Annotated in this window: 29 protein-coding genes and 3 tRNA genes; 14 read left to right on the top strand and 18 right to left on the bottom strand. The window is 58.7% G+C overall.

The window, feature by feature from the left end; translation table 11 throughout:
* Nucleotides 1-64 precede the first annotated feature (64 nt).
* Nucleotides 65-140: transfer RNA gene (locus tag GC131_09415), tRNA-Glu, on the top strand.
* Here GC131_09415 and GC131_09420 read toward each other — a convergent pair.
* The 3 genes from GC131_09420 to GC131_09430 all read right to left on the bottom strand — a co-directional run bounded on the left by GC131_09420 (nt 141) and on the right by GC131_09430 (nt 2596).
* The gene (locus tag GC131_09420; GenBank protein ID MBI1274284.1) at nt 141-449 is read right to left on the bottom strand and encodes a hypothetical protein; all 309 of its coding nucleotides are present in this window, start codon (nt 447-449) and stop codon (nt 141-143) included.
* Nucleotides 450-707: 258 nt separating this feature from the next.
* The gene (locus tag GC131_09425) at nt 708-1097 is read right to left on the bottom strand and encodes a hypothetical protein (protein MBI1274285.1); all 390 of its coding nucleotides are present in this window, start codon (nt 1095-1097) and stop codon (nt 708-710) included.
* Between the two features lie 125 nt (nt 1098-1222).
* Entirely contained in the window at nt 1223-2596 is a 1374-nt protein-coding gene (locus tag GC131_09430; protein ID MBI1274286.1) for a sodium:proton antiporter, read from the bottom strand.
* Between the two features lie 80 nt (nt 2597-2676).
* Between GC131_09430 and GC131_09435 the strand changes: the two genes are divergently transcribed.
* The 4 genes from GC131_09435 (at nt 2677) to GC131_09450 (ending at nt 5472) form a co-directional block, all read left to right on the top strand.
* Nucleotides 2677-2949, top strand: a complete 273-nt coding sequence (locus tag GC131_09435) for a hypothetical protein (protein ID MBI1274287.1) — start codon at nt 2677-2679, stop codon at nt 2947-2949.
* 73 nt (nt 2950-3022) lie between these two features.
* Nucleotides 3023-3226, top strand: a complete 204-nt coding sequence (locus tag GC131_09440; GenBank protein MBI1274288.1) for a hypothetical protein — start codon at nt 3023-3025, stop codon at nt 3224-3226.
* Nucleotides 3223-4503, top strand: a complete 1281-nt coding sequence (locus GC131_09445; protein ID MBI1274289.1) for a nucleotide sugar dehydrogenase — start codon at nt 3223-3225, stop codon at nt 4501-4503. Before GC131_09440 ends, GC131_09445 begins: the two co-directional genes overlap by 4 nt.
* A gap of 3 nt (nt 4504-4506) precedes the next feature.
* A complete protein-coding gene (locus GC131_09450) occupies nt 4507-5472 on the top strand; it encodes an SDR family NAD(P)-dependent oxidoreductase (protein MBI1274290.1) in 966 nt (321 codons plus the stop codon).
* On the opposite strand, the gene xth is transcribed toward GC131_09450, so the two are convergent.
* The gene (gene xth, locus GC131_09455) at nt 5473-6258 is read right to left on the bottom strand and encodes an exodeoxyribonuclease III (protein ID MBI1274291.1); all 786 of its coding nucleotides are present in this window, start codon (nt 6256-6258) and stop codon (nt 5473-5475) included.
* A 168-nt stretch (nt 6259-6426) separates the two neighbouring features.
* Between xth and GC131_09460 the strand changes: the two genes are divergently transcribed.
* Nucleotides 6427-7062, top strand: a complete 636-nt coding sequence (locus tag GC131_09460; protein MBI1274292.1) for a hypothetical protein — start codon at nt 6427-6429, stop codon at nt 7060-7062.
* Between the two features lie 7 nt (nt 7063-7069).
* Here the strand turns inward: GC131_09460 and GC131_09465 are convergent, their stop codons facing one another.
* The 5 genes from GC131_09465 to GC131_09485 all read right to left on the bottom strand — a co-directional run bounded on the left by GC131_09465 (nt 7070) and on the right by GC131_09485 (nt 12840).
* Entirely contained in the window at nt 7070-7720 is a 651-nt protein-coding gene (locus GC131_09465) for an outer membrane lipoprotein carrier protein LolA (protein MBI1274293.1), read from the bottom strand.
* Between the two features lie 366 nt (nt 7721-8086).
* Nucleotides 8087-10402, bottom strand: a complete 2316-nt coding sequence (locus tag GC131_09470) for a hypothetical protein (GenBank protein MBI1274294.1) — start codon at nt 10400-10402, stop codon at nt 8087-8089.
* 168 nt (nt 10403-10570) lie between these two features.
* Entirely contained in the window at nt 10571-11458 is an 888-nt protein-coding gene (locus GC131_09475) for a hypothetical protein (GenBank protein MBI1274295.1), read from the bottom strand.
* A gap of 194 nt (nt 11459-11652) precedes the next feature.
* Nucleotides 11653-12177, bottom strand: a complete 525-nt coding sequence (locus GC131_09480; GenBank protein MBI1274296.1) for a CarD family transcriptional regulator — start codon at nt 12175-12177, stop codon at nt 11653-11655.
* Nucleotides 12178-12498: 321 nt separating this feature from the next.
* Entirely contained in the window at nt 12499-12840 is a 342-nt protein-coding gene (locus tag GC131_09485) for a DUF3470 domain-containing protein (GenBank protein MBI1274297.1), read from the bottom strand.
* Between the two features lie 113 nt (nt 12841-12953).
* On the opposite strand from GC131_09485, the gene GC131_09490 reads away from it, so the two are divergent.
* The 3 genes from GC131_09490 (at nt 12954) to GC131_09500 (ending at nt 13789) form a co-directional block, all read left to right on the top strand.
* The gene (locus GC131_09490; protein ID MBI1274298.1) at nt 12954-13391 is read left to right on the top strand and encodes a transcriptional repressor; all 438 of its coding nucleotides are present in this window, start codon (nt 12954-12956) and stop codon (nt 13389-13391) included.
* Nucleotides 13388-13624, top strand: coding sequence for a hypothetical protein (locus GC131_09495; GenBank protein MBI1274299.1), 237 nt, complete (start codon nt 13388-13390; stop codon nt 13622-13624). The genes GC131_09490 and GC131_09495 overlap by 4 nt, the downstream gene beginning before the upstream one ends.
* Nucleotides 13625-13713: 89 nt before the next feature.
* A tRNA-Thr gene (locus GC131_09500) sits at nt 13714-13789 on the top strand.
* A 59-nt stretch (nt 13790-13848) separates the two neighbouring features.
* Here the strand turns inward: GC131_09500 and GC131_09505 are convergent.
* The gene (locus tag GC131_09505) at nt 13849-14157 is read right to left on the bottom strand and encodes a hypothetical protein (protein ID MBI1274300.1); all 309 of its coding nucleotides are present in this window, start codon (nt 14155-14157) and stop codon (nt 13849-13851) included.
* Nucleotides 14158-14350: 193 nt separating this feature from the next.
* On the opposite strand from GC131_09505, the gene GC131_09510 reads away from it, so the two are divergent.
* Both GC131_09510 and rnhA read left to right on the top strand, forming a co-directional pair.
* Nucleotides 14351-16387 (top strand): PBP1A family penicillin-binding protein, encoded by a 2037-nt coding sequence (locus GC131_09510; GenBank protein MBI1274301.1) that lies wholly within the window; start codon nt 14351-14353, stop codon nt 16385-16387.
* 5 nt (nt 16388-16392) lie between these two features.
* The gene (gene rnhA, locus GC131_09515; GenBank protein MBI1274302.1) at nt 16393-16833 is read left to right on the top strand and encodes a ribonuclease HI; all 441 of its coding nucleotides are present in this window, start codon (nt 16393-16395) and stop codon (nt 16831-16833) included.
* Nucleotides 16834-16836: 3 nt separating this feature from the next.
* On the opposite strand, the gene GC131_09520 is transcribed toward rnhA, so the two are convergent.
* Together GC131_09520 and GC131_09525 are read right to left on the bottom strand one after the other, a co-directional pair.
* A complete protein-coding gene (locus GC131_09520; GenBank protein ID MBI1274303.1) occupies nt 16837-17331 on the bottom strand; it encodes a redoxin family protein in 495 nt (164 codons plus the stop codon).
* An 80-nt stretch (nt 17332-17411) separates the two neighbouring features.
* The gene (locus GC131_09525; GenBank protein MBI1274304.1) at nt 17412-19535 is read right to left on the bottom strand and encodes a copper resistance protein; all 2124 of its coding nucleotides are present in this window, start codon (nt 19533-19535) and stop codon (nt 17412-17414) included.
* Nucleotides 19536-19625: 90 nt separating this feature from the next.
* On the opposite strand from GC131_09525, the gene GC131_09530 reads away from it, so the two are divergent.
* Entirely contained in the window at nt 19626-20219 is a 594-nt protein-coding gene (locus GC131_09530) for a YqgE/AlgH family protein (GenBank protein MBI1274305.1), read from the top strand.
* On the top strand, nt 20203-20976 hold the full coding sequence (locus tag GC131_09535) for a methyltransferase domain-containing protein (GenBank protein MBI1274306.1): 774 nt from the start codon (nt 20203-20205) through the stop codon (nt 20974-20976). Before GC131_09530 ends, GC131_09535 begins: the two co-directional genes overlap by 17 nt.
* Here GC131_09535 and GC131_09540 read toward each other — a convergent pair.
* Complete coding sequence (locus GC131_09540; GenBank protein ID MBI1274307.1) at nt 20973-21509, bottom strand: hypothetical protein; 537 nt, start codon at nt 21507-21509, stop codon at nt 20973-20975. The genes GC131_09535 and GC131_09540 overlap by 4 nt on opposite strands.
* Nucleotides 21506-22402, bottom strand: a complete 897-nt coding sequence (gene rlmB, locus GC131_09545; GenBank protein MBI1274308.1) for a 23S rRNA (guanosine(2251)-2'-O)-methyltransferase RlmB — start codon at nt 22400-22402, stop codon at nt 21506-21508. Before rlmB ends, GC131_09540 begins: the two co-directional genes overlap by 4 nt.
* 171 nt (nt 22403-22573) lie before the next feature.
* Here rlmB and GC131_09550 point away from each other — a divergent pair.
* A tRNA-Tyr gene (locus GC131_09550) sits at nt 22574-22659 on the top strand.
* Nucleotides 22660-22675: 16 nt separating this feature from the next.
* Here GC131_09550 and GC131_09555 read toward each other — a convergent pair.
* From GC131_09555 to GC131_09570, 4 genes are read right to left on the bottom strand one after another with little or no spacing between them, the layout of a single operon-like run.
* Nucleotides 22676-23332, bottom strand: a complete 657-nt coding sequence (locus GC131_09555; GenBank protein MBI1274309.1) for a hypothetical protein — start codon at nt 23330-23332, stop codon at nt 22676-22678.
* Nucleotides 23333-23334: 2 nt separating this feature from the next.
* Nucleotides 23335-24483, bottom strand: coding sequence for an HAD hydrolase family protein (locus GC131_09560; GenBank protein MBI1274310.1), 1149 nt, complete (start codon nt 24481-24483; stop codon nt 23335-23337).
* A gap of 31 nt (nt 24484-24514) precedes the next feature.
* Nucleotides 24515-25507 carry a 3-deoxy-7-phosphoheptulonate synthase gene (gene aroF / locus GC131_09565; GenBank protein MBI1274311.1) on the bottom strand — a complete coding sequence of 331 codons (993 nt, stop codon included), beginning with the start codon at nt 25505-25507 and terminating at the stop codon, nt 24515-24517.
* A complete protein-coding gene (locus GC131_09570; GenBank protein MBI1274312.1) occupies nt 25504-26508 on the bottom strand; it encodes a CBS domain-containing protein in 1005 nt (334 codons plus the stop codon). Before GC131_09570 ends, aroF begins: the two co-directional genes overlap by 4 nt.
* Between the last annotated feature and the right edge of the window lie 104 nt (nt 26509-26612).

Below are 26612 nucleotides of genomic sequence, written 5' to 3' on the forward strand. Positions count from 1 at the left end.
GCGATTTTATGCTCGCTTGCTAGCCGGGGGCAGTGTGGCTACAACAACCGCCTTCCGGCCCCTCGTCCCCTTCGTCTAGAGGCCCAGGACATCGCCCTCTCACGGCGACAACACGGGTTCGAATCCCGTAGGGGACGCCATCAATCGCCTTGAGTGAAATCGCGGATTACGCCCGCGCGACGCGGCCGCGATTTTACGGCCTGAATAATAAGGGAGCCGCCAAGATAAACGGCGACGGGCGCCGTGAGCGTTATTGCGGTTACGACGAATCCGGTTGGATCCACAGACCAGCCGAGCGCGCGCATGGCGCTCGGTACGGCATACTGCCGTATAATTCCCCCGCCCAGGACCTGGCTGTAATACGCGCCAATATCAATAAATGTTCCGGTCTCCGCCGCAACAGCGATGAAGGCCATGACGTTACTGAATGAAATATCATGCTTGCCCATGGCATTTGTGTTGCCGCTACCAAGAAATAGACTCATGAATGTCTCCGAATATGTATGAGACAAGAAAAGAACGATGAACCCTGCAATGTGAAATGTACGGGAATAATAATTTGCCATCGGCTTGAAAAAAACAAGAAGTGATGAAGCAAGAATATTGTTTATTATGATTTTTTGCAGCGCAACAAGTTAACCATGACACCGCGTTCATGCGTGAATGCTTTGACGATGGAAGCAAACGGCCTGTAAGCGGCGGCGATACTATGCGCCCGGGCCGCCTCGCGCGGCCGTTTTGCCTATGCGCATACTGCATAGCGCCTTGCGGATGGCCTTTGCCTTGTGCGGCGCATGCTTGACTTCCTGCAATATAAAATCGTGGGGATATCGGCTGCCTTGCCCAAGCTCGACCGCTGTAATTACGAAGGATGAGGGAGCGTTTCTGTGCCCTTTGGGCCAGCTTGCCAGCTGCGCGGTTTTGGGCACGACGAGCTTCCATGACGTGCCGCCGCCGAATTCGCTGGAACAATAGCCGCCGTTATCGATCAATGTACCTGCTTCGCGCGCGGCAGCCATGAAGCACATTATATTGGCGAACGAGATGCCGCGCTCGCTCATTGCGCGCGTATTGCCATCGCCCGTAATAATCGCCATCGCGGTTCCCCGAGAAAAAATCAGTGGCGGCGCAAGAAAATAACTGGCGGGGTGAACCCCCTAATACGTACCTGCTATCTTTTATAATACATGATGGGGTATGGCAACGATTCTTGCCGTGCTTGTCACAAATGGCTGTTTAACAGGAAATGCGCACCGATTGCCGCAGCGTAGCCCAGCATGATCACCGGCGTCCACTTCAGGTGGCTGGAAAAAGTATAATAGCCGCGCGCGGTGCCCATCAGCGCGACGCCGGCCGCCGAACCAATGGAAAACAGGCTGCCGCCCACGCCGGTCGTCAGGGTGATCAGCAGCCATTGAAAATGCGGCATATCCGGATCCATGGTCAGCACGGCGAACATGACGGGGATGTTGTCGATCACGGCGGAGACGAGGCCGAGCACAATGTTGGCCGCACTCGCGCCCCAACCCAGATACATGGTTTGCGAGGCCAGCTCCATGTAGCCGAGGAAAGAAAGGCCGCCGATACTGAAGATCACGCCAAAGAAGAACAGCAACGTATCCCATTCGGCGGATGCGACCAGTTCGAGCACGTCGAAATCCCTGTCTTTTGGTTTCGTCGTGCGCAGCACATAGGCCACCATCATCAGCAGTGACAAGCCGACCATCATGCCGAGGAAAGGCGGCAACCCAAGCACCTGTTCAAAGCATACGGCGAGGGCGATGGTAAACAGGCCGAGAAAAATAATAAGACGCGCGCCGCGCTTGAGCGATATTTTTTCTTCCAGTTTGGCCGGCATGCTTCTCGGCACAAACACGCTCATGATTGCGGCGGGAACCAGAAAACAGGCAACCGAAGGCAGGAACAGTGCGAAGAATTCAAAGAAATCGACCTTGCCGGCCTGCCATACCATCAGGGTCGTGATATCGCCGAACGGGCTGAAGGCGCCGCCGGCATTGGCGGCGCAAACAACGTTGACGCAGGCAAGGGCGATAAATTTTTTATTCTGGGCGCCGACCGCCATGATGACGGCTCCGAGCACCAGCGCGGTGGTGAGGTTGTCGGCGATGGGGGAAAGTATGAAGGCAAGTGTGCCCGTAACCCAGAAAAGCTGCCGCAGGTTCAGCCCCGAACGCACCAGTTTGGCGCGCAATACGGCAAAGACCTGTCTATCCTGTAACGCGCTTATATATGTCATGGCCGCGAGCAGGAAGAGCAACAAGCTACCGAATTCGTGCAAGCCATGAAAAACCGCTTCGTGCAGCGTGTGGTGATCGATGTTGTAGGAAGGCGCGATGAAGCCGATTGTGATCCAGATAATGCCTGTGCCCAGCATCACCGGCTTGGATTTCCGCAGATCGATCGCTTCTTCGAACAGCACCGCCGTGTAGGAAAGCAGAAAAACCGCGATACAGAACAGCCCCGCCCAATGGAACGGCGAAATGCCCATGGTGACGGCTTTCGCAGTTTCGGAGGCCATGGCTTCCGGTGAAGCCAGCAGCAAGAAAAACGCAAGCGCGGCGGATATTCGTTTCATAGGCTCATGCAGGTTGATGTTAGGGGAAGAATTGACCAAACTGGCAGCTGATTCGAACTGTAACAAGAAAGAGCGGAATAATGAAATTTATCGCCCTGGCACTTGTTGCTTTGCTTGCCGCTTGCGCGGGCGCGGATTCCATTGCCGTCGGCCGCACACCTGCGATGGCGACCGTTTGCCAATCATCGAACGACAGCTGGCAGGATGTGCTGGATGTGGCGCAGGAGGAATGCGAACATTACGCCCGGTCCGCCCAGTTCCTTTCGCGCGACGGGGATTGCGCGACCGCGACAGGAGTTGGCGGCAGAGGCCTGAGCGGCACCGCCATCCATTTCAAATGTATCAGGAATTAGCCGGTTTCGGGCATACTTGCCTCAACGGGGCCCGGATAGTATCAACATGCGGGTTCCAACATAGCCGAAACGCATGAAAATGTTCCTCTGGGTCATTGTCGCCGTCATCGTTGCCGCCTTCGTGGCGTTTGCCGCCGCCAACGGCTGGCACATTGCGGGCGATGGCACGCCGGTTCGTGCCAACAAGATATTGAAGAAAAACCGGCTGGAGCAGGGCGGTTTCAATCCGCCCGGCGCGGACGATGCGGCGCCGGGCGATACGCAGGAAAAACCATGACCGAAAAAATCGCCATTATCGGCCTTGGCTATGTCGGGCTTCCGCTTGCCGTGGCGCTTGCGCGCGTGTTCGACGACGTGATCGGCTTTGATATCGACCCGGCGCGCGTGAAGGCGCTGAAGGCGGGCAACGACTGGACCGACGAAGTTGACGGCAGCGATCTGAAGGGCAGCCGCATCATGCTGACGCATGACCCGGCCGCGCTGCGTGATTGCACCTTTTATATTGTCACGGTGCCGACCCCGATTGACGACGCCAAGCGGCCCGATCTTACGCCCGTGCTCGGGGCATGCCGCACGATAGGCGAGGCGCTGGCGGGAAGCGCGCGTGGCGCGCAAAAACCCGTGATCGTGTTTGAATCGACCGTATGGCCCGGCCTGACGGAAGATATTTGCGGGCCCGAGATCGAAAAAATTTCGGGCCGCAAGCACGGCGCGGATTTTACGCTCGGTTATTCGCCCGAACGCATCAATCCGGGCGACAAACAGCACCGGCTGGAAACCATTACCAAGATCATCGCGGCGGAAGACGCCGAAAGCCTCGCGCGGCTTGAAGCCGTGTATGGCGGGATCATTGCGGCTGGGCTGCACAAGGCGCAGAACATTCGCGTTGCCGAAGCCGCCAAGGTGCTTGAGAACACGCAGCGCGATCTGAATGTCGCGCTGATGAACGAGCTGGCGCTGATCTGCGACCGCTTGTCGATCCGCACCGCCGATGTTCTGGCGGCGGCGGGCACAAAATGGAATTTCATGAAATTCACGCCCGGCCTTGTGGGCGGTCATTGCATCGGCGTCGATCCCTATTACCTGACGACGCGCGCGGAAGAGCTTGGTTATCACCCCCAGGTCATTCTTGCCGGGCGACGCATCAACGACAACATGCCGGTGTTCATCGCGCAGCGGATCGTGCAGCTTGTGGGCAAGAAAAAGGCCCGCATCGGCATTCTCGGGCTCACATTCAAGGAAAACGTGCATGATCTGCGCAACAGCCGCGTGCCCGATATGGTGCATGCGCTCGCTCAGGCGGGCTGCGAGGTTATGGTGCACGACCCGATGGCGGATGCCGCGCAGGCCGTCCGCGAATACAAGCTCGAGCTGGCGGACAAGGCGGCGCTGACCGACCTTGATGCGCTCGTGCTGGCTGTGCCGCACCGGCAAGTGATGGCGGATACCGCCATGTGGCTCGGGCGCGTGCAGGCCGGCGGCGTGGTTGCCGATATCAAATCGGTGCTGGAACCCGCATCTATCCCCGCGCAATTACGTTACTGGAGCCTTTAGCTCATGGCGATCCTTGTCACCGGCGCGGCGGGCTTTATCGGCACCCATGTGTGCCATGCCTTGCTGGCGCGCGGGGACAAGGTCTTGGGTGTTGACAATCTGAACGATTATTACGACGTGCAGCTTAAGCACGCGCGGCTCGGCCAGCTTGAAAGGCAAGCGGGTTTTGTGTTCGCCAAGATCGATATCGCCGACCGCGAAGCGATGGAAGCTTTCGGCCAGCGTTATGGTGATGCGATCGACGGCATTATTCATCTGGCGGCGCAAGCAGGCGTGCGTTATTCGGTGACGCACCCCTACGCCTATATCGAAGCCAATGTCATGGGGCATATGGTGATGCTTGAGCTGGCGCGGCATTTGCCCAAGCTGCGGCATCTTGTGTATGCCAGTTCGTCTTCCGTCTATGGCGGCAACAGCAAGGTTCCGTTCGCGGTCGGCGACCCGGCCGACAACCCGGTTTCGCTTTATGCCGCGACCAAGCGCGCGGACGAACTGTTCAGCCAGGCCTATCACCACCTGTTCAACATTCCCGTCACCGGCTTGCGCTTTTTCACGGTTTATGGCCCGTGGGGCCGCCCGGACATGGCCGCATATCTGTTCGCACGCGCCATGCTGGCGGGCGAACCGATCAAGGTTTTCAATCACGGCAAGATGAAGCGCGATTTTACCTATATCGATGATGCGGTGAAGGGTGTGCTGGCGGCTTATGATCGCGCGCCGCAAGGCCACAAGATTTATAATATCGGCAACGCGCATGCCGAAAACTTGATGGACTTTATCGCGCTGATGGAAGATGCGCTTGGGGTCAAGGCAAAGACGGATTTCCAGCCGATGCAGCCCGGCGACGTGGCCGAAACCTTCGCCGACATTGCCGAAAGCCGCCGCGACCTCGGTTTCACGCCCAAAACCGCGATCAGCGAGGGCATTCCCCGCTTCGCGGCCTGGTACCGGGAATATCACAAGGTTTGATCAAGCGAGATCAAGCATCACCGGCACGTGGTCGCTTGGTTGCTGCCAGCCGCGCGCTTCGCGCAATACGTGGATGCGCTTCATGCCGTCCGCCAGACCGGGCGTGACCCAGATGTGATCGAGCCGGCGGCCGCGATCGGATTTTTTCCAATCCTGCGCGCGGTAGCTCCACCACGAATAAAGCTTTTCTTCCGGCGGCACGAAGTGGCGCATGGCATCGACCCAGCCGTGTGATTTTTGCATATTTTCCAGCCGTTCGATCTCGGCCGGGGTATGGGAAACAATGCCGCGCATTTGTTTGTGCGACCAGACGTCATGCTCCTGCGGCGCGATATTCAGATCGCCAACCAGAATTTTTTGCACGGTCTTTTTCTGCTTCTTCCACCATGCCGCCTGCTGTTCCACGAACTGCAGCTTGTGGGCGAATTTGTCGTTGGCTTCCGGGTCGGGGATATCGCCGCCCGCGGGCACATAAACGCAATGCACTTCCGTGCCGCCGGGCAGTGTGGCCACGATATGCCGCCTGTCTTCCTTGCCGCACCAGTGCTTCGCGCCGGTTTTGCCGAGCGGCAGGCGCGAAAGTATGGCGACGCCGTTATAGCTTTTCATGCCGTGCACATGGCGGTGCTTGTAGCCTTTGGCCAGCAAGGGCGCGTGCGGGAAAGCATCGTCAACCACCTTGGTTTCCTGCAGGCAAATGACATCCGGCTTGTGTTCGTCGATCAGCCGCAGCAAAAGCGGCATACGAAGACGGACGGAATTGATGTTCCAAGTGCAGATGCGCATGATAGGAAAGGGCCATGGTTGTGGTTAACAGCAATTGCATAGCAGGTTCGGGCCGCCGTTTGAACGCGGTAATAGGGTTAATGGCAAGCCGGTTTTTGCGATGATTTTTGCTGCAATTTCTGCGGACCTGCTTTATAACGCCCGGCTATTGAGTAAGGAGAGATTACTGTGACAGACCATTACATTCCGTTCAGCCATCATTTTGCCCCCTACATTGCGGATGTTCGTCATCGCTTGATCAGCTTTCCATCCGGCCACAGGCGCGTGGCCTGTTTTTCTGTGCGGGTGGGTCCGCATAAGCTTCTGATGGGCGTTCCATATGCGGAAGCAAGTGGCGGGCGATATGGGCAGATCAGCGTGCCCGAAGCCGCCGCCCGGTTTGGTTTAACGCTTGCGCCGGACGGCCGGACTGCCTGCCGCCTAACCGAGGTTGCCGAGGCCGATGACAAGAAAATCGCTGCGCTTCGCAAAACCGTCAGCGAATTTGATTATGTGATGACCCGGCTTGAAAGCAAGGCCGCCAAACAAGGCGATCAGCTTGAACGGCAAGCCACCCGTTTCAGAGACGATCTTCAGGCCGGCAACGGGGCCACCATGCTTGCTCACCTTGATACGCCCGGTATCGCCAACGCACACATAACGCCGGAGGAACGGCGGGCGGGGTTTACACTGGCCGCGCGCTATTGGTGCGGACAAGTCCAGATGAAAAGTGCGTCGCCTCAGCGGGTTAAAAGCTGCATGCGTGAACTGAAACGCGCGCAAGCCGGGCTTGCGGCAGTTCCGCAACCGAGGCAAGGCGGTTAAACCGCGGTTACTGTAACTTTCCCGGCTTGCCGAAATTCGGCGGCCGGTAAACGAAGGTCCCGGATGGAAAATCGACCCCGCTGCGCAGATCTTGCAGCGCTACGGTGGTGACGCGGCCTTCCGCATCCTCAACCTTCCATTGCCGCAACAGGAAGGGGCTTTCTTCGAACATCAAGGTCATTGCGCCTTGTTCCGGGTCATCGCTTTCCACCATGGTGATGGAAAGCGAAGAAGCCGTACGCGTGACTTTTGTGACCGTAATATCGCCCGAAAACTTGATGTCGTCGCGCAATATGACGTTCGCGAGGCTGTAGCTGATGGGGATGCTGGTGTTTTGCTGCATCTCGCTATCCCACATATTCACGAAATCCCCGTCGGCAACGATGAAGTCCTGCGAAGGCGGATCGTACACGAGCCGCATTTTCCCGGGGCGGCTGAGCTTGAAGGTACCGGTTACGGTCGCGCCGCTATCGGCGATCTGCACGAAATTAGCGGAAAGCGTGCGCATGGCATCGAGCCAGCTTTCGGCCCGGGCAATATCCGCCTTGTCCGTATCCGAAAGCGGCGGCGCTTCGAACGCGAAGGCGGCGGCGGGGAAAAACAGGGTGAGGGCAAACAAACAACGCGCCAGTATCATGGGTAATATATAGACGCCCATGATGGCGAAAGCTAGGCGAAGTTAGATTGTGTATGTTCTTGTGCGCCGGCCCGGATGTAACGCCAGAATTGTTCTGGAAGATGGCCTTGAAGCAAAACTAACCAAGGAGCTTGCTTCGTCACCATGTTCCCCGCCCGGTTGCGTGATGTCCCAGTCAGGGCTGTCTTCATTGATGGGCCTCTCTGCTTCATTGTCGTTTGCGGGCGTGCCGGGACTTGCCATGTTGATATCTTCAATTGGTTTTTATTAATCCGTGAATGTTGGGTATGGTGCATAATAGTGGAATAAAATGTCAATTCATATCATTTTCACGAAATAAAATTTTGTGCAACGCACAAAATCTTCGTTAATTCACTTATAGCTCAATTAGTTGTAATCCTCGCCCGGGTCGCGGCCGAACACTTCGCGCTTGCCCACATGGTTGGCGGGGCTGATCACGCCCTCTTTTTCCATGCGCTCGATCAGCGTGGCGGCCTTGTTGTAGCCGACCTGGAAGTGTCGCTGAATGAAGCTGGTCGATGCCTTGCGCTCGCGCAGCACGAGATCGACCGCGCGGTCGTACATCTCGTCGCCCGAACCGCCGCTCCCGCCGCCCATGTCGCCGAACATGCCGCCGCCGCTGTCATCTTCCTCGGTCACCTCGTCAAGGTATTCGGGTTCGCCCTGCGCCTTGAGGAAGCTCACGATCGCCTCGACCTCGTTGTCGCGCACGAAGGGCCCGTGCACGCGTGTGATGCGCCCGCCGCCCGCCATGAACAGCATGTCGCCCTGACCGAGCAGCTGTTCGCCACCCTGTTCGCCCAGAATGGTGCGGCTGTCGATCTTCGATGTGACCTGGAAGCTGATGCGCGTGGGGAAGTTAGCCTTGATCGTGCCGGTAATGACATCGACGCTGGGCCGCTGCGTCGCCATGATCAGGTGAATGCCGGCGGCGCGCGCCATCTGCGCCAGCCTTTGCACCGCAATCTCGATCTCCTTGCCGGCCACGAGCATCAGGTCCGCCATTTCATCGACGATTACGACGATGTAGGGCAGCTCGGTCAGATCGAGCGGCTGTTCTTCGATAATCGGCTGCTCGGTTGCCGGGTCGTAGCCCGTTTGCACCTGCCGCATCAAATCTTCGTTGCGGTCGCGCGCCTGCTTGAGGCGCATGTTGTAGCCTTCGATGTTGCGCACGCCCAGCTTGGACATGGCGCGGTAACGTTCTTCCATCTCCCGCACCGTCCATTTCAGCGCGACAACGGCCTTGCGCGGCTCGGTCACCACGGGCGCGAGCAGGTGGGGGATGCCTTCATAGACCGAAAGCTCGAGCATTTTGGGGTCGATCATCACGAAGCGGCATTTTTGCGGCGAAAGCCTGTACAGAAGCGACAAAATCATGGTGTTGACCGAAACCGATTTGCCCGAGCCCGTGGTGCCCGCCACAAGCAGATGCGGCATGCGCGCCAGATCGGCCACAATCGGCTGCCCCGCGATGTCCTTGCCGAGAATGAGCGGCAGCGAGGCTTTTGCGTCCACGAATGCATCGGTCATCAGCAGTTCGCGCAGGTACACGATCTCGCGATTCTGGTTGGGCAGCTCGATGCCGATCACGTTGCGGCCGGGCACGACCGCGACGCGAACCGAAGCCGCGCTCATGGAACGCGCGATATCGTCAGCGAGCGCAATCACGCGCGCGGCGCGTATGCCGGGGGCGGGTTCCAGTTCGTACAATGTTACAACCGGCCCGGGCGATACGTTGGTGATGGTGCCGCTGATGCCGAAATCGGATAAAACGCTTTCCAGCAATTTGGCGTTTTGTTCCAGCGCCGCTTCCGATATTTCGCGCGGACGCAGCGCGCCTTCGGGCATATGCAAAAGTTCGAGCGGGGGGAGCTGCGTTTCGGTGTCGCCGCTCAGCATCAGGCGCGCTTGCCGTGCCGAAGCCGCCGCGCGGCGCACCATCGGGCCCTTGCGCGGTGCGGGTGCGCGCGCCGCGGCGGGTTCTTCATCCTCCGCCTCGTCGTCTTCCTCAGCGGCGGGGGATTCGTTCAAGTAATCTTCGGCCGCCTGTTCGCGGCTGCGGCGCAGCATGTGCCACACCATCATCGCGCCGCGGCTGGCATGGCCGAAAAGCCAGAACGCGCCGCGCCTGATCGCCTGCCCCGCCGCCATCCATTCGCCCAAGGTCAGCGCGCATGCCATATAGGCGGCGGCAAACGCGATCACCAGCGATCCGCCGGCGATGGCATAGCCGCCCCACAATTTTGGCAAAAGCCCCGCCAGCTTGCCCGCCAGCAGCTGGCCTATCGCGCCGCCTATGGGCCGCATGACGGCGCTTTCGCCGCCGCCCGTAACCGGGAACAGGGCGCCGAGCGCGATCGCAAGCGCGATCAACGCGATCGCGGTGGTGACGGCGCGTCCGCCAAGATGATCAAGCCCGCGGCGGCGCGCGATGCGCCAGCCCCACGCCGCCAGCACAAGGCACAGCAGGTAGGATGAAAACCCGAAGAATTGCACCAGAATATCGGCAACATGGCTGCCCGCTTCCCCAAGCCAGTTGGCGACCTGCGCCGTATCGGCGGCCGGCGGGGCGGTATTCCATGAAGGATCGGCCGGGCTGTAGCTGAAGATTGCCGCAAAGCACAGCAGCCCGAGAAAAATTACGGCGCCGCCGATTATGGTTGCGACATTGTCCGCCATTTGTGAGCGCAGATCGGACGGCAGGATGGGCGACCCGCGGCGCCGGCCCTTGGGGGAATAGGATGTGCGAATGACGGTGCGTGCGGGCATGGGGCTCAATACTGCTTGGGCGAATCAATGCCTGCAGCTTAATGCAAAAACCCGCTTTTTATCAAAAGCAAAGGGGGATCAGGTCTGTACGACCGACAAATGAGGCTTGTCCTGTGCCCGGGCGGTATTTTCCTGATCCGCCGGGGGTGCCGGGGGCAGGGGGTTGAGCGAGAGAATTTCAAGCACATGGCCGGTGCCATCGAGGCAGGCGGTGAGCAGGGGGCCTTTACCCTCCCGCGTATCGAGCGTGAGCGTGGCGTCGCGCACATCGAGCCCGAGCCCCGCCGGGTCGAAACCGCGCACGATGCGGTTGAAGCCCTGGCATTCGCCCGTGATGCGGCCAAAGCCGTGGATGCCGGACCATAACGCCTCGCCCTGATCGCCGAGGCTTTTGGAAGGGTCGAAGCCGCCGGGCACAAGCACCAGCCCGCGCGGCGTGCCGCCGGGGCTCGTGGTGTATGCGGCGCGGCGCATGGCGCTGGCGATCTGTTCGTGCCCGGCGAATTGCCGCACCTGCTGGCGCAGGCGGCCGGTCCAGCGTGTCATGGTCGGTACGCCCGAACGCACGATGCTTTGCGCTTCGGCCAGCGTAAGGCCGTAACCGGTTAGGTAAATATCGGCGCCGTCATCGAACAACCGTTCGATTTCCCGCTCCGGTTCGCGTGCAAACGGAATGCGGAAAAGCTTTTGCCATGCTTCTTCGGCGCGGCCGCGCAGATAGACGAAATCGCGCGCTTCCATACCCGGCCGCATCAAAAGCGTGCGGCGGAACAGCAACATTTCATCAATGGCCGAAAGCCCGTGCGCGGCGCTGGCGTAGCCGCCCATATAGACGATACGGTCACCCGGCTCGACATGGTCGATCAGAAAATCGTGCAGCTGCATCAAGCGCGGCGTATCGCCATACAGGCAGCCCACCGCCCAGACGCGCCGCGGCTGCCCCAGCGCTATGAATTTCTCATCCACCTGCATATGCGTAAAACCGAATCGTTCAAGGTGCTTGCGACAAGGTTAGGCACAGCAAAAACACCCGCGCAAGCGGCGCGCCCGAGTCGCGTGCGGCAAAAGCCATAAAAAATGCGCTAGCGCGGAGGCAAAAAGAAAGGGCGGGATTTCTCCCGCCCTTTTTACCACTCATCACTCTTGGGGAACTGTATGCCTCAGGCCGCCTTTTTCATGCGTTCCTTGGTGAGGATCGTTTCGATCTTCTCCGCGGCCTTGGTCTGGTCGGTCTTTTCGACGGCGGCCAGTTCACGGGCCAGGCGTTCCAGCGCGGCCTGATAGATCTGGCGTTCGCTGTAGCTCTGTTCCGGCTGTTCGGTGCCGCGGTGCAGATCGCGCACCACTTCGGCGATCGACACGGGGTCGCCCGAATTGATCTTGGCTTCGTATTCCTGCGCGCGGCGGCTCCACATCACGCGGCGGACCTTGACCTTGCCCTGCAGCGTGCCCATGGCGTCGCGGATACGGTCCTTGGAGCTGAGACGGCGGAGACCGGCGGTCTTGGCCTTGCCCACGGGAACCTTGAGGCGCATGCGATCCTGTTCGAACATGATCGAATAGAGCGAAACGCTCGCGCCGGCGATCGCAAAGTTTTCCACGCCTTCAACGCGGCCCACACCATGGGCCGGGTACACGACGTAATCACCCTTCTTGAATTCAACCTTATCTGCCTTGCTAGCCATAAAAACCCCTCTCCTGCTTGCGCTGTTGCGTTAACTATTGTTAACAATCAAGCCATCACCAACGGAAACGCTATCGGACAAATAACAAAAAACTGCCCGGCAAAACCCGTGGGGCCTTGCCATATCCAGCTTTTCCGATGGTGCTGGGCACCGATGTCAACTTGGGAACGGGCGGAAATATCCCCCAACAAACCGCGCCATTTCCAAAAAAGATCATACCATTATTTGGGCATGTAAGCAAAAAGTTTTAACTGGTTAAAATAGTTTCATCACTATTTTTCAATTAGTTAACGCCAACATTTCGTCATATTGGTTAACGAATCAATTGCCTTCGCCGGGCTTGTCGCTGAAATGATTGGCAAACTTTTCCTCAACGTCTTTCCATTGGTCGGCGTCTTCGGGGGCTGGTTTCTTACGGGTTATGTTGGGCCACTTTTCGGCATATTCCCGGTTCATTTCCAGCCATTTTTCGGCGGCCTGCGAATCGTTGTCGGAAATAATGGCTTCAGCCGGGCATTCCGGTTCGCACACACCGCAATCGATGCATTCATCCGGGTGGATCACAAGCATGTTTTCACCCTCGTAGAAGCAATCTACGGGGCAAACTTCCACGCAATCCATGTACTTGCACTTGATGCAGGCTTCGGTAACGACGTAAGGCATTAAAGCGGACCCTTAAAATCCTTTGACCGGATGTGGTGATCCTTTAATCTAACATTGTTGTCAAGAGCGTCCGCGCGGCAGGCCCCGCCCGGACCCGTAAACAGGGGGTCGGCATGATTTCACGCCTTGAAAAGCTGTGCGTCGAGCGCGGCCTGAAGATGACCGAGCAGCGCCGGGTTATCAGCCGCGTTTTATCGGACGCGCACGACCACCCGGATGTGGAGGAAGTTTACCGCCGCGCCCATTCGCTTGACCCCCACATCAGCATTGCCACCGTGTACCGCACCATGCGCCTGTTCGAGGAAGCGAACGTGATCGAGCGGCTCGATTTCGGCGATGGCCGTGCGCGCTATGAAGAGTCGCGCGACGAACATCACCATCATCTGATCGACCTGAATTCCGGCGAGGTAGTCGAATTTCAGGATGAAGACCTTGAAAAGCTCAAGGAAAAAATTGCTACCAGCCTCGGCTATGACCTTGTCGGCCACCGGCTGGAACTTTACGGCGTCAAGAAAGGCACCAAGCCCAAGACGGATAAAGTCAGGCGATGAACGCCTCCGTCCGTAAACCTTTGAGCAAAGACGAGATCGCGGATATTTGCGCCGGCGATTGCTGTTCGGGTGCCGTGCGTCGCGCCTACAGCGAAATGCTCGATAGCGGCGCGCCGGACGGCAGGGCCTATGAAGCGGCGCTCGCCGTGTTCGGTTGGTACCATCCTGAAGTGGCGGCGCAGCAGGCGCACGCGATCGTGAGCCAATGGGTCAGGCCGCAGGTGACTCATTAGTTAACATTAACCTTCCGCACGGGCGGAAACGAATTTATTGACCATTGTGGCCGGAATAACTAGGTTTGCGGCACTTTCAGTGTTGGCGCGCCGTTGTAGCTCAGTTGGTAGAGCAGCGCATTCGTAATGCGCGGGTCGGGAGTTCGAGTCTCTTCAACGGCACCATCACCTGATCGAAAATCGAACAAAGCGAGCCGGCGATTTTGCGCGGGCTCCGTAATTTTTTACAGATTGATAACCAGCATGCTCATGATGCGCGCCTGGGCTGTCTGCAACGGTCTGTAGGCCGAAATATACGATCTTCCGTTTTTCTCGCGCATATATGCCCGCCCCGTTTGCGCAAGCTCCGAAGCGGCGTCGAACAAACTGCATTTTCGGCTGTAGATATCGATGCGGCCGTATTCTTTTAGCACTTCCACCAGTTGATCGCGCAGGGCCTCCGGCGGCCGGCCGTTCATGGCGGCGTATTGTTCGTACGGGAGAGTCTTGAAGGGACCCCTGTAAATGATTTGATCCGTGCTGGCCATGACCATCCCCGCATACTGGGTCCGGCATCATAAAATAACCGCCAGAGTCGTTACAATTCAAAACACCTGCTGCAGTGCAGCAATCCATGTGGCACAATCGCCCTGATTGCGTCACTTTTGTTTGGCTAATGCGCTGGCGGAAACCAGCTTACGCGCCGGTGACCTATTTGCTAGTAAGAAACTTTCCCGGGGAAAGCGCTTGACCAAACGCCGCACATCAAAAAAATCACGCCGCCGCCACGGCTTGCGCGCCCGGATGCGCCATGCGCGCAAGCGGTTCGGGAAGCTGCTTGGGCGGCGCTTCGGTCGTTTCTGGAAAACCATTGCGCGGCCTTTCGCGCTTACGCCCGCGCGGCGGCGCAAGCTGTTCACGGCAGCCGCGCTCGCGGTTATTTGGGGCGGCGTCGGGCTGTTCTTTCTTTTGTCGTGGTACGCCTATGATCTGCCGGATGTGCGGCAGGTCGAAGGGCCGACCCGCCGCCCTTCGATCGTGCTGATGACGCAGGACGGCACACAGTTCGCGCGCTTCGGCGATTTGTATGGCGAACAGGTTCCGCTGGCGCAGCTTCCCAAATATCTGACGCATGCGGTCATGGCGGTGGAAGACCGGCGCTTTTTCGACCATGGCGGGGTGGATGTGTTCGGGCTCGCGCGCGCGATGTTCGCGAACCTCAGGGCCGGGCGCGTGGTACAGGGCGGATCCACCATCACGCAGCAGCTTGCCAAGAATTTGTTTCTGACGCCCGAGCGCACTTTCCGCCGCAAGGTGCAGGAAATGATGCTCGCGATCTGGCTCGAACATACTTATAGCAAGGACCAGATCCTCGGCGCTTATCTCAATCGCGTTTACCTCGGTTCCGGCACCTATGGCGTGGATGCGGCGGCGCGCGTCTATTTCGGGAAAAGCGCGCGCAACATCAATCTTGGCGAAGCCGCGCTGCTGGCCGGGTTGCTGAAGGCGCCTTCGCGCTACGCCCCCACCAACAACCCGGACCAAGCCAAGGCGCGCGCCGCGCTGGTTTTGAACCTTATGGTGGAAACCGGCTTTATAGACGAACGCCAGCGCCGCTTTGCGATGGCGGAGATGGGCGAGATCAAACCCGCCGTGATGGCCGATGCCCGCTATTTTGCCGCATGGGTGGCCGATCAGGCGACGCAGATAGCCGGCAGCACGGGGCAGGATATTCTGGTGACCACCACGCTCGATATGGGTTTGCAGCGCGCGGCGGAAAAATACCTTGAAGCGACGCTCGAGAAGGATGGTACAGCGGGCAACATAGGTCAGGCCGCGCTGCTCAGCCTTGCGCCGGACGGCGCGGTGCGCGCCTATGTGGGCGGGCGCGATTTCCGTGAAAGCGAATATGACCGTGTTACGCAATCGCGGCGGCAGACAGGCTCCGCCTTCAAGCCGTTCATCTATCTTGCCGCTATTCAGGCCGGTTTGCAGCCCGATACGGTTCTGGAAGACGCGCCGATCAAAATCGGATCCTATTCCCCCACCAATTACGACAACCAGTACAGGGGCGAGGTTACGGCAAGGCAGGCGCTGGCGGAATCGCTCAATACCGTCGCGGTGCGCGTGCTGCACGATATCGGCATCGCGCCGGTGGTGCGCGCGGCCGGCGCGCTTGGGATCACTTCGCCGCTCAACCGCGATCTTTCGCTTGCGCTCGGCACCAGCGAAGCCAGCCTGATGGAACTGACGACCGCCTTCGCCGCCATCGCCGCGGGCGGCCGTGCGGTGACGCCCTATGCGGTTATTTCCATACGCGTGCGCGACGGGCAGGAAATCTATCGCCGTCCGGAAAGCGCGGTGCCGCCGGTGGCGGTCGATCCGGAAGCGATTGCCGTGCTGACCGATATGATGATGAGCGTAGTGCAGGAAGGCACCGGCCGCCGCGCCCGGCTGGACAGGCAAGCGGCGGGCAAGACCGGCACGACGCAGGATTACCGCGATGCATGGTTCGTGGGCTTTACGTCCGATTACACCACGGGCGTGTGGATGGGCAACGATGACAATGCTTCGATGAAGCGGGTCACGGGCGGCGGCGCGCCCGCGCAATTGTGGCACGATTATATGGCGGCGGCCGAGGCCGGCCGGCCGGCGCAGGCGCTGCCTTCGCTATATGCACAATATAACTACAATCGCGCGCAAGCGGGCACCACGGCGGCGCAAGGCTCCGAACAATCCCAAAGTCTCACGGGCTTCATCATGCGCCTGCTTGGTGTAGAGTAGCGCGCATGACGAAGGACGATGATGTTGTCGAGATATTCACGGATGGCGCGTGCAGCGGTAATCCGGGCCGCGGCGGCTGGGGCGCGCTTTTGCGCTATAACGGCGCGGAAAAGGAAATATCGGGCAGCGCCAAGGATACGACCAATAACCGCATGGAGCTGATGGCCGCTATCATGGCGCTCGAAACGCTTAAACGCTCATCGTGCGTGAAGCTTTATACAGACAGCCAGTATGTGCGCAACGGCATCACCGAATGGGTGTCTTCATGGCAGAAGCGCGGCTGGAAAACCGCCGACAAAAAGCCGGTGAAGAATGTCGATCTGTGGAAACGCCTGATCGAAGCTGCGGCGCCGCACGATGTCGAATACATATGGGTGCGCGGCCATGACGGCCATGTGGAGAACGAGCGCGCCGACGCGCTCGCGCGCGCCGCAAGCGAAGGCTAAGCTTTAAGCCGCTTTCGCCTTGCCGACCATTTGCAGCATCGCTTCCGCGCTCGAAACCTCGAACTGGCCCGGCGCTTCGACCGCAAGCTGCTTCACGACGCCGTCTTCGGCATAAAGCGCAAAACGCTGGCAGCGTGTGCCGAGGCCGTAACCGCTGCCGTCCATTTCAAGCCCGAGCGCCTTGGTGAAGCTGGCGTTGCCGTCCGCGAGCATGGTGATGCCCGAGGCGTTGCCCTGCTTGGCCCACGCGTCCATCACGAACGGGTCGTTGACCGAAAGGCAGGCAACTTCGATGCCTTGCTGCTTGAAGGAGTTTAGGTTGTTGACATAGCCGGGCAGATGGCGGGCCGAGCAGGTCGGCGTGAAAGCGCCGGGAACCGCAAACATCACGACCTTTTTGCCCTTGAAAACGCTTTCGGTGTTCAGGTCCTGCATGCCGTCCGCGGTCAGTTGCTTAAGCGCGATAGCGGGGATTTTGTCGCCGGTCTTGATGGTCATGCCGTTCTCCTTTTCGGGTGAATAAATCAGCACGCCCTTTGTACGCACTGCGCATGCATGCGGCAAGCCCGTTCGTGCCTTTATTGCGCGGCGCGCGCTTTCTTCAAGGCTTTCAAGACGATGCTTTCGGTCAAAAGTTCAGGCAACAGGATGGGCCGCTTGCTGCCCGGGCCGTAAACGACGTTAAAGGGAATACCATAGCGTTTATGCTTCTTCAGATAGGCGGCGATGGCCGGGTCCGGGTTTGTCCAGTCCGCCTCCATCGCGACGACATCGTCTGCGAACAAGGCTTCGCGCACATCTTCGGTATCGAGCACGAAGCGCTTGTTCGCCTTGCATGTCAGGCACCATGAAGCCGTAACATCCACGAACACGGTTTTGCCGGCGCCGACCAGCACGGGGATCTGTTCTTCATCGAACTTGTGCCAATTATATGCGCCGGTATAGGCGGGCGGTTCGGCGGGGTCGGGCGCGCCAAGCGCGGCGAGGATAAAGCATGTGCCGATTAGCAGCGCGATTGCGGCTTTGATCGCGCGCCTCACATGCCCTTCGGTAAGGCGCTTGGCGGCAAGCAGCAGCACGGTGCCGCCGAGGCAGGCGGCAACGGCCAGTGCGGCATCCACACTCGCTTGCGTTGAAAGCACGAAAAGCAGCCACGCGGCGGTCACGATCAGCGCGAGGCCGAGAATACGGCGCAGCCCCGTTATCCAGTGGCCGGGGCGGGGCAATAAAGTGGCCAGCCCCGGCCGCCATGCGATCAGAAGGTATGGCAATGCCATGCCGGTGCCGAGCGCGAAGAAAACCAGCAATATTTCCGTTGTGCCGGCTGCGAGCGCGAAACCGATGGCGGTGCCGAGAAACGGTGCGGTGCAAGGCGTGGCGAGCAGAGTGGCGAAGGCGCCGGTGGTGAAATCACCCGCCAGCCGAGGGTGGTAGCTGGCGTAAGCGACCTGATCGCTGAGCCAGTAAGGCAGGCGAACGCCAAGCAATTCCCAAAGATTTGCGGCGAACAGAACCAGCAGCACGCAAAGAAACACGATGAACAGGGGCTGCTGAAACTGTACGCCCCAGCCGACCGCAAGCCCTGCCGCCTTCAGCGCGATCATCATGCCCGCGAGCACGAGAAAGGAAAAGACGATGCCCGCGCTGGTGGTCAGGAAGCTGCGCCGCACGGTCGCCCGCTCCCCGCCGCCATGACTGATAACCGACAAAATCTTCAGCGAAAGCACCGGCAGCACGCAAGGCATGAGGTTGAGGATAAAGCCGCCGATCAGCGCGAAAAGAATGACGAGCAAAAGCCCGTCATTTGGTGGGTCCAGTTCGGTCGCGGGCTCCTCTGATAGGGCGGGCTGCGCTTCGAGGATGAGATCGACCTTCTGTTCGCGCGAACGATCGCCATCCGTGACGGTCAGCGTAAGCGGCAGCCCCCCGCGCAACGCTTCCTTGTCCGACATGGCGGCCAGCGGCAGGCGCATTTCGGCGAACAGCGTATCGGGGCTTATTTCGGTCGCGGCGGCGGAGAAGATCAGGCTTTCGGATGTTTCGACGAACACATCCGGCATCTGCAGCGGCTTTTCGGATGCGATATCGACCGTCAGCACGCCGTTTTCGACATCCATCACAGCGGCCGTGACCTTTAGCCCGGCTTCGTCGCTATCGCGCGGGACCTTGGCGCGGTATTCGTCGATCAGCGCCGCGACATCGCTGCGCGCGGCCGCGCCTGTGGGCAGCGCGAGCTTCATATCAAAACGGTGGGGGATGCATATATTCTTGCACACCAGAATATCCACGCGTGCATCGAGCGTCACGGGCTTGCCCGGCTCGCGCGGCTGCAATTCAAGCGGGAAGATAACATGCGTGCTGTAGCCGAACGTATCCAGGCCCTGCATCGTGAAGCGGTGGGGCGCCGGGTACAGGATTGTAATGCTGTCGATGTTTCCGTCCGGTTGCGATTTGAGCCAATCGATATTCGGCGGCATACCGGCATCGCCGGGCGAGCGCCAATAGGTATCCCATTCCGGCGCCAGTTTCACTTCGAGCCCGAGCGGGATCACGCTCAGGTCGCCCACGGCATTGACCCCGGAAAGCAGGCGCACGCTTAGCTGTTCATTGGATTGCCATGGCGTGCTGGTCGCGGCTTGCGCGGCGGGCATGCCTATGATGACGGCGGCAAAAACAATTAGCGTGGAAAGCAAGCGAATCATGGTAGCGCCCTGTGATCTTCCGGTTTATGCTTGTTTAACCAATCACCATGTTAAGATAAACCACGATTGTTAAGATACAGGGTTTTTTTGATGCCGGAAAAACCGGGTTCGAAGGCAACGAAAAGCGAAACCAACTGGTTAACCGGCCAGCTGCTTATCGCCATGCCCACCATGGCCGACCCGCGCTTCGCGCACGCGGTCATTTATATGTGTTCGCACAACGAACAGGGCGCGATGGGGCTTATCGTCAATCGTCTTTACGGTTCACTGAATTTCCGCACGCTGCTCGAACAGCTCGATCTTACGCTCGCGGACGCGGCGCATGATGTGCGCGTGCATTTCGGCGGGCCGGTGGAAAGCAACCGCGGTTTTGTACTGCATACCGCCGATTACCGGCGCGAAGGCACGATGATGATCGATGACGGGATCGGCATGACCGCGACGGTGGAGATTTTGCAGGAACTTTCGCGGGGGCAGGGGCCGGAACAGTGCCTGCTCGCGCTTGGCTATGCCGGGTGGCAGCCGGGGCAGCTGAATGCCGAATTGCAAGCGAACGGCTGGCTTACATCGTCAAGCGATACCGGGTTTTTGTTTGACGGCCAGCTCGAAAACAAATGGGAGCGCGCGATCGCGCGGCTCGGTATCTCTCCCGCCATGCTTTCGGGCGATGCCGGTCATGCCTGAAGCCTTGCGGCGCGAACCGTTCGCCGATCATTTCTCCGGCCATGCCGATATTTATGCGCGCTACCGCCCGCGCTATCCCGATGCCTTGTTCGATCATATCGCCAATCTGTGCCCGGCGCGCGAGATCGTTTGGGATTGCGGCACCGGCAACGGGCAGGCGGCCGTGGGCCTCGCAGCCCGTTTTGCGCACGTATTCGCGACCGATCCGAGCGCGGAGCAAATCGCCCGCGCCGCGCCGTGCCCGAATATCACATACAGCATAGCGGCCGAACGCGCGCCGCTTGATGCCGGCGCGGCTGATCTTGTCAGCGCGGCCATGGCGGCGCACTGGTTCGATCACGGCAGGTTCAACGCCGAAGCGCGGCGCGCGCTGAAGCCCGGCGGCGTTATCGCGCTGTGGGCTTATGGGTTCTTTCGCTCCCGCGAACCGGCGATAGACGCGGCGATAAACGAGATTGCGCATGGCGCGTTCGGCCCCTATTGGCAGCCGCAGAACAAGCTTATTTGGGGCGGGTACAAAGATATTCCGTTTCCGTTCGATGAATTGCCGGCACCGGATGTTGCGATTGCCGCCGCGCACGATCTGCCGCACATGCTTGGCTATCTGTCAAGTTGGTCGGCGGCGCAGAAATTTGCGGCGCAAAACGGCGCGGCGGCGCTTAAAGAGGTTTATGCGCCGCTTGCCGCGCTATGGGGCGACCCCGCGACGGTGCGCGATTTTTCCTGCCCGCTTGCGATCAGGTTGGGGCGAGTTTAGCCCTTATTCTTTCTGCCGAGCCTGATTTTTAATGTCAGCATATATATCAAATAGATTGTAGAAAGACCAATGAAAGCCGCAACGGCAACGAAGAATGGATGCCAGTTGTATTTTAGAATTGCGGGAATTTGCAATGCGAACGCAAAGGAAAAAAACAAAATCGTAACTATGAGGATGCTGTAGTCAACTACACTCAATATGAGCGCCCTTGCTTCTATGACATCGAATTTTCTTGGGCTTGCTTCCAGACTCTCTGGCACCGCTTTTTTCCTGACATACAGGTTTGCTGCAAATCCGAAAACGATGAGGAAGACCGCTGATGGGGGGTAATTTGTTATGTATAATACAAGTGCGGCAACGATAAAAATGACCACGGGTATGATTATACCTTTTGCTATTTTCTTCTTGATTTGTTCTTTTTCTATATCGGAGGGAACGACATATCCTTTGCCGAAGCGGCCCACAGGATAATAAATCAGGTTTCCTTGTTCGTCTTTTTGGAATGATCGGTCAGGAAAATTAAGGTAAATCATTTTCCAGCCTTCTCGGTTTGCCTCCGCGCTTCATACAGCGCCACCGCGGCGGCGTTCGAAACATTGAGGCTGCCGATCGGCCCTTGCGTCGGCAGATGCGCAAGCTCGTCGCAGCGTTCGCGCGTCAGACGCCGCAGCCCCGTGCCTTCCGCGCCCAGCACGAGCGCGGTCTTGCCGCTGAGATCGAGTGCGGCGATGGAGCGCGCGCCTTCTTCCGCCAGGCCGACGCACCAGTAACCGGCTTCGCGCAATTGTTCGAGCGCGCGCGCGAGGTTGACGACATGCACGAGCGGTACGGCATCGAGCGCGCCGGAGGCCGATTTCGCCAGCGTGCCGGTGGCGCCCGGCGCGTTGCGTTCTGTCAGCACGAGCCCGCCTGCGCCGAACGCGGCAGCGGAGCGCAAAATCGCGCCAACATTGTGCGGGTCCGTCACCTGGTCGAGCAGCACGACAAGGTTCGGCTGTGCGGCAAGCAAATCTTCAAGCTGCATTTCCGGCAGCGGCGCGGCATCGAGCGCGATACCCTGATGCACGCAGCCTGAAAGCATGGCATCAAGTTCGGTTCGCGATACGATGCGGGGGGAAGGGCGGTTCAGTTTCAGCGCGCGCGCTTCTTGCAGCGTGGCTTCAAAACTTTCGGCTGCGCTATCGGCAAGCCATAATTGGCGGCAATTGCGGCGCGGGTTCAGCCAAGCGGCCCGCACGGCATGTAACCCGTGAAGCCAGGCGCCCGATGCGCGCGGTGCGCCCGCCGTAGCCGGGGTGTTGCCTTGCGGCTGGTTTTTGGGCGGCCTGGCTTCGCGCTTGGAATCGCGCTGATCGCGTTTTGGGCCGCGCTTGGGGCCGTGCTTGTCGCGGCGGGGCCGGAAACGGTCTTTTTTGGCTGATTTCATGGGCTTCACATAAGGCCAAACCGCATAAGTTGACAAGCCTTGCCTATATTCGTTACACGGCTTGTCTTTCCTGCTATACGGCACGGCCCCATAGACAGGGGAGCGCCCGCCCGCAAGGCGGGTGTTTTGAATAACCGCGAGGCCCAGACTTGGCCGGCCTTGCGGCCAAGTGGACAGGTGGCCGAGTGGTTAATGGCAGCAGACTGTAAATCTGCCCGCGCGAGCGTACGAAGGTTCGAATCCTTCCCTGTCCACCATTTTCCCGGCCACTGCCTAAAACTCGGTATGGCTGGTCAGAATATCCTTAATGCTTTTGCCGTTCTCGATCATGGTTTTTATATCCGCTTCCTTGCCCACCATGATGCGCACGGCCTTGGCGACATCTTCCATGCGCGACGACGGAATGAACACGACGGCGTCCTGATCGGCAAAAACATAATCGCCCGGCTGCACCGTAATGCCGTCGATGACCACGGCAACATCGGGGGACGTGACACGCCCGCGCCCCTTGATATCGACCGGCGAATAGCCTTTGGCGAACACGGGAAGTTCGATGGTCTGGGTGTACCAGGTATCGCGCGTCAGGCCGTCGATCACCACGCCCGCCAAACCTATTTCCTGCGAGAGGCGTGACATAAGCTCGCCGAAATAGGCGAAGCTGCGGTTGCCTTTCACGACAAATACATCGCTGCTGCCTAATGATGCCAGAAAATTCAGGCCAAGCTGGATTTGCTCGTCCTTGGTATCAAGTGCTTCAACCGTCAGCGTGCGAACCTTGCCAAACAATCGGCCGCGCGGATTGTTGATCTTCCATTCGTGCGTGACGCGGCCGGACAGGCCCATTTTGTCCATGCAATCGGAAAATACGCCGGTGCAGTATTCGTCAAGGTGTTCGCGGCCGAACCAGCGTTCAAATTCAGCATTCATCATTGTCAGGCGTCCAGGATGTAGGTGTGGATGAATTCGCTTACGCAGCCATGGCCGCCCTTGCGCTGCAGCGCGTAGCGGGCGATGCGTTTGATCCGGGCATCGGCATCGGCAGGGCAGGCGGCGTGGCCAGCCATCTGCATCGGGCCAAGATCGGCCATGTCATCGCCCAGATAGGCGGTTTGTTCGGGCGGTATTTTGAATTCTTCGCACCATGCGGCAAGCTGCGCTGCCTTGTCCTTGCAACCCGCCATGTAGGTTTTAATTCCGATGAAATCAGCCCGTTTCCGAAGCACATCGGGTTGTTCGGTGGAAGATAGCACGGCGACTTGAATGCCGGCCTTGATGGCCTTTCTTGTGGCGCTGCCGTCGCGCGCATGGAAACCAAGCGTTTCAAAACCCTTGTTCGAGAAATACAAACGGCCGTCCGTCATCACGCCGTCCATATCCATCACCAGAAACTTGATGCGTTCGCGCTTCAAAGCGCCGATGCCTTTGATGTATTCGCTGTCCGCGGGCAGGCCGGCGGCGACGCTACGCGCGAAATCAAGGTCATGGGGGTAATCGATATCGATCGCTTCATACCTGTCCAGTTCGATCATTTCATAAGGCCGGCTGATGCGGGTGCGATTGTGCAGCAAGGCATCGCGGCGTGTCGCATAGAAGCCCATGCCTTCGCGAATGAGCGGCGGCAGGGTGTAGCTGTTCGGAACGTTTAGAGGATCGTATGAAGGGCCTTGTTCGGTCCACACATAGGCTTGTTCCTTTTGCGCACCGAAGGCCGATTGCTTGCCTGATGCAATAGCGTCCAGTGCTTTCCTGATGGTGCTTTCCCTTAAAAAGGCCATGGGGGGCAGGTGCTGAACAAGCACGTCGCATGCGATGTTTTCCGCCTCCCAGATCATGAAGCGATTGCCATCCGTCGCATTGGTGGCAAGATCGGCGGGGCGTTTGATGGTCTGAAAGCCGGCGGCGCGGGCTTCGGCCAGAATTTCATCGCTGTCGCTGTCTATATATATATCCTGCTTGGGCAGCACACGGTTCAGGTTGTTGGCAGCCCACAGAAATAGGGGAATGCCGCGTATGCATTGGCGGTTTTTATCAGGCAGACGACTGCTTGACCCTTTGGCGGGAACAACACCGGCAACTTTCATAACGACCCTGTGTGATGCTGATGGCTGTTTGTTATATTAGCACGCGCCCGACGGCGGCTGCGACGGGTTTCAGGCTGTTATAAAGCTCTGAAAACTCGCCGTAGGTCAACTGCTGCGAGGCGTCGGATAAGGCCAGCTTCGGGGCGGGATGAACCTCGATCAACAAGCCGTCCACGCCCATGGCCATGGCGGCGCGGGTCAGGTCCGGCACGCCGTAGGCGTATCCCATGGCGTGGGACGGGTCGATAAACACCGGCAGGTTCAGATGCTGTTTGATAAAAGCCACGCCGCATAAATCAAGCGTGAAGCGGGTTTTGGTTTCGAAGCTTCTGATGCCGCGTTCGCATAGAATAACCTGTGGATTGCCGCCGCTCAGCACAAATTCGGCGCTTTGCACAAATTCCTGCAGCGTGGCGCCGAAATGACGTTTCAGCAAAACCGGCTTGCCGCAGCCGCCGACGGCGCGAAGTATGCCGTGATCGTACATGGCTTTCGCCCCGATCTGAATGATATCGGACAGATCGATCACCTGATCTACCTGTGTGGCGTCGCGGGTTTCGGTCACCACCTTCATGCCGAAATGGTCCGCTGCTTCGCGCAACTGCTTTAGGCCATCGCGGCCCAGCCCCTGGAACGAGTAGGGGGATGTGCGGGGCTTGAACGCGCCCGCACGCAAAAAGCGTACGCCAAGCTTGCCGACATGTTCGGCGGTTTTGAATATCTGATCGCGGTTTTCCACCGAACATGGGCCCGCTATCATAACCGTGCTGGCGCCGTCCCCCAGGGTTATGTCGCCCACCTTAATCGTGCGGCGCTTGATATAACTGTTGTCCGCGAGCTGGATATCGGTCTTGAAGGCAAAGGTCTGTTTGGCCAGCTGCCGGTATTCTTCAGGCAGGGCCGTCATGGCGCCGCTGCTCACCAGGATTTTTTTGCCTTGATCGGTCAATATCTGGGCGGGGTGGCTGGCCAGAAATTTTTGCAGAAGAACTTCATCGATTTTCTCGTTCAAAACAATAATCATACATGATCTCCCAAAATCTGGCGCAGGCTAAGCCCGCCCAGCAAGCGTCTATCGGGCCCCAGAACCGGCATGAACAGCACGACGCGATCGGCCATTTCCACGGTTTGCAGTGCTTCGTGCAGGCTATGTTCTGGCGTTACAGAAAGAGGGGAATAGTTGATTATATCGGCAGGGTTGGGTAGCGCCAGCTCCGTGCCATTGTTCAAAATGCCGCGGCGAATATCGCCATCCGTGATCATGCCAACCAGAATGTCGTTATGATCGACGATCAACACCAAACCCATTTTATGCTTATTGATGGTGGTCAAGACCGATTTGAGCGTCAGATTTTCGGTATGCAAAGTGGGCAGGGCGTTACGGGCCTGCATAAAATCGCGTACGGGAAAATTCGACCGCGACCCGTTCTTCAGGGCAAAAACGGCGGCGCTCAGCGAGCCGGCTTTGGAAAGGAAGTTGCCCGATATAACGACATCCACCCCGCAATCGCGCAAGCGGCCGCTCACGGCATCGTTCACGCCGCCATCCACATGCAGGGCTTTGCCGGGAAAGCGCCGGCGGGCGGCGCTGATTTTATCGTAAGCGTCTTCGCCGAAGGTGCCGCCGCTTTTGCCGGGCGTTGTGGCCATCAGCATAAGAAACTGGAATTTGTCTGCCACGGCATCGAACACGGCCAGATCGGTGTCAAGCATGAAGGCCATGCCAAGGCGCGCGCCGGTTTCCTCGCGGATATCGGGAACGCGCGCGGCGGTTTCATACTGGAAGCAAACCTGTTCGACATGAAAGCGTGAAACGAGCGGAAGGAATTTTTCCGGAGTGGGGCTGATGATGTGTAGATCAATCGGACAATGGGTGTGGGCGCGGATGGTGTCCATGTCATTAAATACTTGCGGATCATCGTTGCAGTCCACATGAATGTAGTCCACGCCAAGCCTGTCCAGTTGTTGGACTGCGTCCGGCAAGGGGCTGTCGGCAAAGGCGGCAATTGAACCGGATAGTTTCATGCCCAATTTGTTTCCTTGTCAGACAAGTTCATGCAGCAGCCAAAAGTATGGTTGGGTGAATATAGAGGCCCGGCATATGCGCTACAAGGCTGGAGGCTTCACCC

It is taken from the genome of Alphaproteobacteria bacterium (genome assembly GCA_016124955.1).
Taxonomy (GTDB): Bacteria; Pseudomonadota; Alphaproteobacteria; order UBA9219; family RFNS01; genus RI-461.